This window comes from Streptomyces sp. NPDC058632, assembly GCF_042717095.1.
Taxonomy (GTDB): Bacteria; Actinomycetota; Actinomycetes; order Streptomycetales; family Streptomycetaceae; genus Streptomyces.
Genome location: NZ_JBHXQZ010000012.1, coordinates 55,846 through 65,466, shown reverse-complemented (window position 1 = coordinate 65,466; position 9,621 = coordinate 55,846). Strand labels below are relative to the sequence as shown.

Annotated in this window: 5 protein-coding genes and 2 pseudogenes; 5 read left to right on the top strand and 2 right to left on the bottom strand. The window is 71.5% G+C overall.

What is annotated here, in order from left to right; translation table 11 throughout:
- Positions 1–442: 442 nt before the first annotated feature.
- Positions 443–1,720: pseudogene (locus ACFWVE_RS07360) on the top strand (ATP/GTP-binding protein).
- Between the two features lie 110 nt (positions 1,721–1,830).
- Here the strand turns inward: ACFWVE_RS07360 and ACFWVE_RS07355 are convergent.
- Positions 1,831–2,052: a DUF397 domain-containing protein gene (locus ACFWVE_RS07355; RefSeq protein WP_384009149.1), complete on the bottom strand. Its 222-nt coding sequence runs from the start codon at positions 2,050–2,052 to the stop codon at positions 1,831–1,833.
- Positions 2,053–2,113: 61 nt separating this feature from the next.
- On the opposite strand from ACFWVE_RS07355, the pseudogene ACFWVE_RS07350 reads away from it, so the two are divergent.
- Positions 2,114–2,275, top strand: a pseudogene (locus ACFWVE_RS07350) (hypothetical protein); the annotation flags it as partial.
- A 104-nt stretch (positions 2,276–2,379) separates the two neighbouring features.
- On the opposite strand, the gene ACFWVE_RS07345 reads toward ACFWVE_RS07350, so the two are convergent.
- Positions 2,380–3,189: an endonuclease I family protein gene (locus tag ACFWVE_RS07345; protein ID WP_384009147.1), complete on the bottom strand. Its 810-nt coding sequence runs from the start codon at positions 3,187–3,189 to the stop codon at positions 2,380–2,382.
- A 334-nt stretch (positions 3,190–3,523) separates the two neighbouring features.
- Here ACFWVE_RS07345 and ACFWVE_RS07340 point away from each other — a divergent pair, with 334 nt between their 5' ends.
- The 3 genes from ACFWVE_RS07340 to ACFWVE_RS07330 all read left to right on the top strand — a co-directional run bounded on the left by ACFWVE_RS07340 (position 3,524) and on the right by ACFWVE_RS07330 (position 9,450).
- Positions 3,524–7,264, top strand: coding sequence for an ABC transporter ATP-binding protein (locus ACFWVE_RS07340; RefSeq protein ID WP_384009146.1), 3,741 nt, complete (start codon positions 3,524–3,526; stop codon positions 7,262–7,264).
- Positions 7,265–7,442: 178 nt separating this feature from the next.
- Positions 7,443–7,829: a hypothetical protein gene (locus ACFWVE_RS07335; protein WP_384009143.1), complete on the top strand. Its 387-nt coding sequence runs from the start codon at positions 7,443–7,445 to the stop codon at positions 7,827–7,829.
- A 187-nt stretch (positions 7,830–8,016) separates the two neighbouring features.
- Positions 8,017–9,450: a S28 family serine protease gene (locus tag ACFWVE_RS07330; protein ID WP_384009141.1), complete on the top strand. Its 1,434-nt coding sequence runs from the start codon at positions 8,017–8,019 to the stop codon at positions 9,448–9,450.
- Positions 9,451–9,621: the final 171 nt, after the last annotated feature.

Below are 9,621 nucleotides of genomic sequence, written 5' to 3'. Positions count from 1 at the left end.
CGGGCCCGGCAGTGGGCGGGGGGTGTGGGTGCGGGGGGGGGGGCGGGACGAGCACGGGGTTATCCCGTATTTCACCAGTCAGGTGTTCGTTTGGCGGAGTGCCCCGGCGGATCGGCCGGGGCACTCCCATGCTTCCAGCGGGCCACGAGCGATCTACCGGGCCTGTGGCCCACACCACCTGATGGGGCGAACCCGAGGCTCGACGGCGTACTCCCCGCCGAGCACCGCCCCCGCGCGCGCGGGGAGCGCAGGGCTCGTGACACCGGCGCCTGGCCTCCGGACCGCTCTCCCCGCTCCGGGGGAGCGGCGTGCGCACGATGTCGATCACTCGATCGGCTGCGGAAGCGATCCCGCCAACGGTATGTTCCGTGAGGTCGCGGGCTTCCCGGCCGGGCCGTCGTCCTGCGCGGCGACTACCCTGCACCACGGAGAGGAGGGCGGCTTGCTACTGAGATTTCGCGTCGCGAACGTACGGTCCCTGCGAGACGAGCAGGAGCTGTCCTTCGTCGCGCCCGGTGCCGGACAGGACGCATCGGCGAACCCGGTGGACCTCGCGGGCGGCGGATCCCTCTCCGTGCTCCCGCTGATCGGCATCTTCGGGGCCAACGCCTCCGGCAAGTCCAACGTGCTGACCGCGATGACCGACATGCGCAACGCGGTCCTCAACTCCTAAGCTCACTGGGCCTCCTACGACGGCATACCGCGTCAGGTCTTCTCCCTGGACCCCAAGAGCGAGAGCGAACCCTCCTTCTTCGAGGTCGATGTCGTCATCGACGGGGTCCGCTGGACGTACGGCTTCGAGCTCGGAGCCACCCGTGTCGAGTCCGAATGGCTGCACAGCTACCCGCGCGGTCGCCGTCAGGAATGGCTCGACCGCGACGCCTCCCGGCCGGACGTCTTCAAGTGGCCCGGCGGACGGGTCAGGGACCGGGCCCAGCTCGTACGGCGTACGCGGCCGAACGCACTGCTGCTCTCCACGGCCGGCACGGACAACCACCCGCAGCTCTCCCCGCTGTTCCACTGGTTCCGCCGCAACTTCTGGATGATCAGCCCGGAGGTCGAGCGGGACGAGCGCGCGCGGTACACCACGAAGGAACTGTCCGGTCCGAGGGCCACCAGGATCCAGGAGCTTTTGAGGGTCGCCGACCTCGGCATCACCGGAGCGACGGTCGTCCAGGACGGCCCGGGCCAGGACACGGTGAAGCTGACGCACCACTCGGCTGCCGGGGACGTGTCCTTCGACTGGCAGGAGGAGTCCTACGGCACCCGGTCCTGGTTCGCCCTCCTGGGCCCGCTGCTCCTCGCCCTCGACGAAGGCGCGGTCCTCCTCGTCGACGAACTCGACGCCAGCCTGCACTCCCGCTTCGCGGCCGAGGTCGTCCGGCTCTTCCACGACCCGTACGCGAACCCCAGGGGCGCCCAGCTGGTCTTCACGTCGCACGACGCGACGGTGCTCACCACCCCGAGCGGCGAGCGGCTCCTCGACCCGGCGCAGGTGTGGCTGACGGAGAAGGACAAGGACGGGGCGACCGGGCTGTATCCGCTCACCGATGCGGAGCCGGGCGAGGACGAGGACCTCACGCGGTCCTATCTCGCGGGGGCCTTCGGCGGGGTTCCGGCTCTCCTGGAGGGGCAGATCGCGCGGCGGCTGCTGGTGGCGCGTGAGGCCGGCGCGCACGACGGGGCGGGCGAGCGAGCGGACGGGGCGGGGCGCGACTGATGGGGCGGGCGCAGAGGGGCAGGGACTCGTGGGAGCGCCCGGCCCGGCGGGGCGGGCAGCGCAAGCGTCAGGTCTTCGTTCTCACCGAGGGCAAGGTGACCGAGGAGTAGTCAGATAAAAAGGTGTCCGTTCTTGACCCCTGCAACGAACGACGCCCACCCGGCCGACGGGAAGACCGGTGCGGGCCCCTCGGGGGCCTTGGAGTCACGGACGGGGACGCCCGTGAGGTAGTTGTCCAGGACCTCCAGGCAGCTGCCGCCCTGGTCGTCGCTGTGAGAGGACTTCCGCCAGCCCCTCAGCGCCCCTGCGTTCGGTATCGCTCGGTCAGCCATGATGTTCGTAGTCCCTTGCTGTTGCCCTGAGCAGAGCCAGTGATTCCCTGAGCGGCAGAGCGTTGCCCAGTTCGAGGACGACCGTGTTGCCGTCTTCCGGATCCTCGCCGACCCCGGTATCAGTGACGCCCTGCGTGCAGCGGCGGAAGCGGCTCTGGACGAACGCACCCCGGAGGCGCTGCGGCACTTCCTCGAGGTCGGACGGTACGAGGTCGACGGGTAGGGCTTCGTCCGGGCGGGCGGGCGTCCGGGCAGGCGGGCGGGGCTGCCGGGGTGGTGCCGTGGTGCCCGGGGGGTATCGCCGGGCACCACGGGCGTCGCGGGGCCCTACCAGATCGCCTCGACCCACTCCGGGTGGTCGATGAACGGGTTGCGGTTGTGCTGGTAGGAGTCGTAGATGACCTGGTTGCGGCGTTCCTCGAAGGCGTCCGGCGGGTCCTGCTCGTTCCACGCCTTCAGTACGGAGAGCCTGCCCATGTACGGGTTGCTGCCGTTGTTGACGTTGCCGTTGACCTCCAGGTCGGCCCAGCCGTCGCCGCCCTCGTAGCGGACCGCCATGTAGAAGATCATGCGGGCCACGTCGCCCTTGACGGCGTCGCGGGGTTCGAAGGAGTCGGAGTCGGTGAGGCTGCCGCCGCCGCCGGAGACGGCGCTGCCGCCGTTGTCGAAGTCCTTGTTGCCGCGGATGCTGTTGACCCGGACGTCCGTCGGGCGCAGGTGGTGGATGTCGGTGCCGGGGCCGGTGGAGGTGCCGAAGTCGCCGTGGGACTTGGCCCACACGTGCTCACGGTTCCAGTCGCCGGTGTTCCCGCCGTTGAGGGACTTGCTGCGGGAGAGGCCCGAGTACAGCAGGACCACGTTGTTGCTGTTGCGGGGGTCCTGGTCGGTGGCCTTCAGCGCGTTCCAGACACCCGAGTAGGACAGCTTCGTCTGGCTGCTGATGATCGTGTGCAGCGAGGACTTGAGGCCGGTGCCCGACTTGCCGACCGCGTTCTTGTAGTACGTCGAGTCGTAGGACGTGGTCGTGGCCGTGGCGGGGGTCGCGGTCAGGGCGGGGACGGCCAGGGCGGTGAGCGCGGCGGCCGTGGCGAAGGCCACCGCCTTGTGGCGCCGGGTGCGCATGCGTATCGCGAGCATGTGGGGGCGTCCGATCTACGCGGGTTGAGTGAGGGCGCTCGCATCGTGACATGGACATGAAGGCAAGGGAATGTATGGGACGTGTCGATTGCGTGACGTCCTTCGGAAGGAGCGCCCCGCTCCGGGGCAGCCGGCCCGGGGGCGACGGTCCCGGGCGCGACGGTCCCGGGGGCGACGGGGTCCGAGGCGGCCGGGCGAACCGGGGCCGCCGGTCCGCCCGGCCCGGCCGTCCCGCCGGAGGCGGCCGGCGGAGGGATGAAATCCGGTGCGGTGGGCGTTGGTGTCTTCCGGTAGATCAGGACGAGTCGGATCAGTACGACCGGAGGGCACCCGCGTGGCACCGCAGCAGGGATGGGCACGACGACTGGGCACGTACGCGTGGCGTCATCCGGGGGACGTCGTGCTGGCCCTGGGCTCGTCCCTCGGCGGCATGGCCGTGATGGCGCTGGTCCCGCTGTTCACCAAGGTGGTCATCGACGACGTGATCGGCGACCACACCCGCGCCATGGCCCCCTGGGCGGGCGCACTGATCGGTGCCGCGGTCGTCGTCTACGCCCTCACGTACGTCCGCCGCTACTACGGCGGGCGGCTCGCCCTGCACGTCCAGCACGACCTGCGGACCGACATGTACGGGACGATCACCCGGCTCGACGGCCGCCGTCAGGACGAGCTGTCCACCGGGCAGGTCGTCGGGCGGGCCACCAGCGACCTCCAGCTGATCCAGGGCCTGCTCTTCATGCTGCCGATGACCATCGGCAACATCCTGCTGTTCCTGATCTCGCTCGGGATCATGGCGTCGCTGTCACTGCCGCTCACGGCCGTCGCCCTCGCCGTCGCCCCCGCCCTGTGGTGGATCGCCAGGAGCAGCCGCACCCGGCTGCACCCGTCCACCTGGTACGCGCAGGCCCAGGCGGCCGCCGTCGCCGGCGTGGTCGACGGCGCGGTCAGCGGCGTCCGCGTGGTGAAGGGCTTCGGGCAGGAGGAACAGGAGACGGGCAAGCTCCGCGAGGTCGGCCGCCGGCTGTTCGCGGGGCGGCTGCGCACCGTCAAGCTGAACTCCCGGTACACCCCGGCCCTCCAGGCCGTCCCGGCCCTCGGACAGGTGGCGATGCTCGCGCTCGGCGGCTGGCTCGCCGTGCGCGGCAACATCACCCTGGGCACATTCGTCGCCTTCTCCACCTACCTCGCCCAACTGGTCGGCCCGGTCAGGATGCTCGCCGTCGTGCTGACCGTCGGACAGCAGGCGCGGGCCGCCACCGAGCGCGTCCTGGAACTGATCGACACCGAGCCGTCCCTCGCCGACGGCACCAAGGAGCTCCCCGCGGACGCCCCCGCGACCGTCGAGTTCGACGACGTCTCCTTCGGCTACGACCCCGCCCGCCCGGTCCTCAGCGGCCTGTCCTTCGAGATCCGGCCCGGCGAGACCCTCGCCGTCGTCGGCGCCTCCGGCTCCGGGAAATCCACCGTCTCGCTGCTCCTGCCGCGCTTCTACGACGTCACCGGCGGTGCCGTCCTCGTCGGCGGGCACGACGTGCGCGAGCTGACCAGCGAGTCGCTGCGGGCCGCGATCGGGCTGGTCCCGGAGGACTCCTTCCTCTTCTCCGACACCGTGCGGGCCAACATCGCGTACGGCCGCCCGGACGCGACCGGGGAACAGATCGTGGCCGCCGCCCGCGCCGCCCAGGCCGACCGGTTCATCACGGAGCTGCCCGACGGCTACGACACCACCGTCGGCGAGCACGGACTGACCCTCTCCGGCGGCCAGCGCCAGCGCGTCGCGCTCGCCCGCGCCCTCCTCACCGACCCGCGCCTGCTGGTGCTCGACGACGCCACCTCCGCCGTGGACGCCCGCGTCGAGCACGAGATCCACGAGGCGCTGGCCGAGGTCATGCGCGGCCGCACCACCCTGCTGATCGCGCACCGCCGCTCCACCCTGAACCTCGCCGACCGCATCGCCGTCCTCGACGGCGGCCGGCTCGCCGACCTCGGCACCCACGACGAGCTCCAGCGGCGCTCCGCCCTCTACCGCCGGCTGCTCACCGACCCCGACGAGCTGGGCGGCGTCTCCCCGGGCCACACCCCGCGAGCCGCTCTCCAGAAGTACGACGCGGACGACACCGCCGACACCACGGTCCGCGCGGAGCTGGACGCCGAGTTCGACGCCGAACGCGGGGTCACCCCCCGCCTGTGGACCGGTGACCGCGAACCCAAGGACACCGCCCTGGCCGGCAGCCCGGCCACCCCCGAACTGCTCGCCCAGGTCGCGGCGCTGCCCCCGGCGGACGACGTCCCCGACGTCGACGAGCGCCGGGCCGTGCAGCCGGAGGAGTCCTACGGACTGCGCCGCCTCCTGCGCGGCTTCCGCACGCCCCTGCTCATCAGCCTCGGCCTCGTCGCCGTGGACGCCGGCGCGGGCCTGCTGCTGCCGGTGCTCATCCGGCACGGCATCGACGACGGCGTCACCCAGGCAGCCCTCGGCGCGGTCTGGGCGGCGGCCCTGCTCGGCCTGCTCGTGGTGGCGGTCCAGTGGGCGGCGCAGACCGGCGAGATCCGGATGACCGGACGCACCGGCGAACGCGTGCTGTACTCGCTGCGGCTGAAGATCTTCGCCCAGCTCCAGCGGCTCGGCCTCGACTACTACGAGCGCGAGCTGACCGGCCGGATCATGACCCGGATGACCACCGACGTCGACGCGCTGTCGACGTTCCTGCAGACGGGTCTGGTCACCGCCTTCGTCTCGGTGGTCACCTTCTTCGGCATCATGGCCGCCCTGCTGGTGATCGACGTCCAGCTCGCCCTGGTCGTCTTCACCACGCTGCCCCCGCTGATCATCGCCACGTACTTCTTCCGCCGGGCCAGCGTGAAGGCGTACGAGCTGGCCCGGGAGCGGGTGTCGGTGGTCAACGCCGACCTCCAGGAATCGGTGTCCGGGCTGCGGATCGTGCAGGCCTTCGGGCGCGAGCGGGAGGGCAACCGGCGCTTCGCCGAGCGCAGCGACGGCTACCGGGCCGCCCGTATCCGGGGCCAGTGGCTGATCTCGGTGTACTTCCCGTTCGTGCAGTTCCTGGCGTCGTCGGCCGCGGCGGCGGTCCTCGTCGTGGGCGGGATCAGGGTCGACAACGGAACGCTGACGACGGGCGCGCTGGTCGCGTACCTGCTCTACATCGACCTGTTCTTCGCCCCGGTGCAGCAGCTCTCCCAGGTCTTCGACGGCTACCAGCAGGCGTCCGTCTCCCTGGGCCGCATCCAGGAACTGCTGCGGGAGCCGACGTCCACCCGGGACGCCGCGAAGCCCCTCGGCGTGCCCTCCCTGCGCGGCCGGGTCGCCTTCGAGGACGTGCGCTTCGCCTACGGGGACGAGGAGGAGGCGCTCAGCGGCATCGACCTGGACATCCCCGCCGGGCAGACCGTCGCGTTCGTCGGCGAGACCGGTGCCGGGAAGTCCACCCTGGTCAAGCTGGTGGCCCGGTTCTACGACCCGACCGGGGGCAGGGTCACCGTCGACGGCACCGACCTCAGGGACCTCGACATCACCGCGTACCGGCACCGGCTCGGCGTGGTCCCGCAGGAGGCCTACCTCTTCCCGGGCACGATCCGCGACGCCATCGCCTACGGCCGCCCGGACGCCACCGACGCCGAGGTCGAGGCGGCGGCCCGCGCGGTCGGGGCGCACGAGATGATCGCCACGCTGGAGGGCGGCTACCTGCACGAGGTCGCCGAGCGCGGCCGGAACCTCTCCGCCGGCCAGCGCCAGCTGATCGCGCTGGCCCGCGCCGAACTCGTCGACCCCGACGTCCTGTTGCTCGACGAGGCCACGGCCGCGCTCGACCTGGCCACCGAGGCCCAGGTCAACCGGGCGACGGACCGGCTGGCGGGACGGCGTACGACGCTGGTGGTCGCGCACCGGCTGACCACCGCGGCCCGCGCCGACCGGGTCGTCGTCGTGGACCACGGCCGGGTCGCCGAGGACGGCACGCACGACGAACTGCTGGCCCGCGACGGGAAGTACGCCGCGCTGTGGCGGACCTTCGTCGGGCAGGCCGAACCGGAGGAGCCGGTCGGCGCGGGGCGGTGAACCCGCCGGGGCGTGCGTGACGGCGTGCGGGGGCGTCCGCGGGGCGGGAAGACGGGCGGGCAACCATCCGGCGTACGCCGTGCGTCCGTACACCCGTACGCCGTCGGTCGTGGCAGAGGCGGTGCGGGCTTCGGCGCGGGCTTGTGTACGGCGCGGTTCGGTACGGGGAGGAACGGCAGTGGGAAGTGGAGCGATACACCGGCGGCTCGCGCTCGGCCTGGCGGTGCTGACCGCGGCGGGGCTGCTGGTGGTCGCCGCGCCGGGCGACGCACAGGCCGCGGCGCACTGCCCCGGACGCAAGATGCGCACCCTGCCGTTCTCCACCGGCTCGGTCGTCGTCTACAAGCGCGGCGGCTACCTCTGCGCCGTCACCCTCGCCAGGAAGCCCGGCACCAAGCGGAAGATGTCGGTGAGCATCCGGGCGCGCGGCGGCCGTCCGGTGGTCGACGAGGGCCACTACAAGCGGCACGCCGGCCCGGTCACCGTGCACGCCGGGCGCCGCTGCGTCTGGGTGAAGGGCAGGGTGGCCGGCGGATCGGTCAGCTCCGGCTGGATCCTGTGCTGAGCGCGCGCCCGAGCCCGAGCCGCGATGCGGGTCCGTCGAGCCCGAGTCGCGATGCGGGTCCGTGCGATTTCCGTCCGCTGTAAGGCCTTTGCCCCTCTCTGCGTAGAGGGTTATCCCCATGTCCCCTGGTGCTCGGGCGAGTTGGTCGGCTAGCTTCCGGCCACATCTGTTCGACAGGGGAGTGTGCATGCGCAAGGCGCTCAGATGGCTGCTGACGCTCACGATGCTGATCGGCACGGTGGGCGCGGCGAGTGCGGCCACCGCCGCCGAGACCGACGTCACCGCCGGCACCGACATCAAGGAGAGACTGCTCTCCGTCCCGGGCATGAGCCTGGTCGAGGAGAAGCCGTACACCGGCTACCGCTTCTTCGTCCTGAACTACACCCAGCCGGTCGATCACCGCAGGCCCTCCAAGGGCACCTTCCAGCAGCGGATCACCGTGCTGCACAAGGACGTCGCGCGGCCGACCGTCTTCTTCACCGGCGGCTACAACGTCTCGACGACGCCCCGCCGCAGCGAGCCGACCCAGATCGTGGACGGCAACCAGGTCTCCATGGAGTACCGCTTCTTCACCCCGTCCCGCCCGGACCCGGCCGACTGGTCCAAGCTGGACATCTGGCAGGCCGCCAGCGACCAGCACCGCGTCCACCGGGCGCTGAAGGGGATCTACTCGAAGAACTGGATCTCCACCGGCGGCTCCAAGGGCGGCATGACCGCCACGTACTACGAGCGCTTCTACCCGCGTGACATGGACGGTGTCGTCGCCTACGTCGCCCCCAACGACGTGGTGAACAAGGAGGACTCCGCCTACGACCGCTTCTTCCGGAAGGTCGGCACCGAGGAGTGCCGCACCCGCCTGAACGGCGTGCAGCGCGAGGCACTGGTGCGCCGCGAGGCGCTGAGCGAGAAGTACGAGGCCCTCGTCGCCGAGAACGGCTACACCTTCGACATCGTCGGCAGCCTGGACAAGGCGTACGAGGCGGTCGTCCTCGACTACGTGTGGGGCTTCTGGCAGTACAGCACCGTGGCGGACTGCGCGCAGATCCCGGCGGACGCCGAGAACGCCACCGACGACGAGATCTGGACCTCGGTCGACACGATCTCCGGCTTCTCGTTCTACACGGACCAGGGCCTGTCCCCGTACACGCCGTACTACTACCAGGCCGGTACGCAGCTCGGTGCGCCGACGATCCACTTCCCGCACATCGAGAAGAAGTACGTCCGCTACGGCTACCAGCCGCCGCGCGACTTCGTGCCCCGCTCGATCCCGATGACGTTCGACCACCGGGCCATGCGGGACGTCGACACCTGGGTGCGGCACAACGCCCGGCAGATGCTCTTCGTCTACGGCGAGAACGACCCGTGGGGCGCCGAGCGGTTCCGTGTGGGCAAGGGCGCGCGCGACTCGTACGTCATGACCGCCCCGGGCATGAACCACGGTGCCAACGTGGCCGGTCTGGCCGACGAGGAGAGGGCGCTCGCCACGGCCCGCATCCTCGACTGGGCGGGCGTCGCCCCGAGCGCGGTCGAGGAGAACCCGGCCGAGGCGAAGCCGCTGGCGACGTTCGACCGCAGGCTGGACGTGCGGGACATCCAGCGGGAGCCGGCGCTGCACCGGTAGGGGCGTGGGCGGCCCAGCTCACACCGGGCGGGCGCAGCCCACCGGTGAACTGCCGCCGAGCCGGACATAGAGAGTCGTGGGGGGGGGGGGCGCGGTGCGAGGGCGCGACGCGGGAGGTTGAGGCAAAGACCGGCCGGGGGGGACCAGGTCCCCGAACGGCGGGAGCGCCGC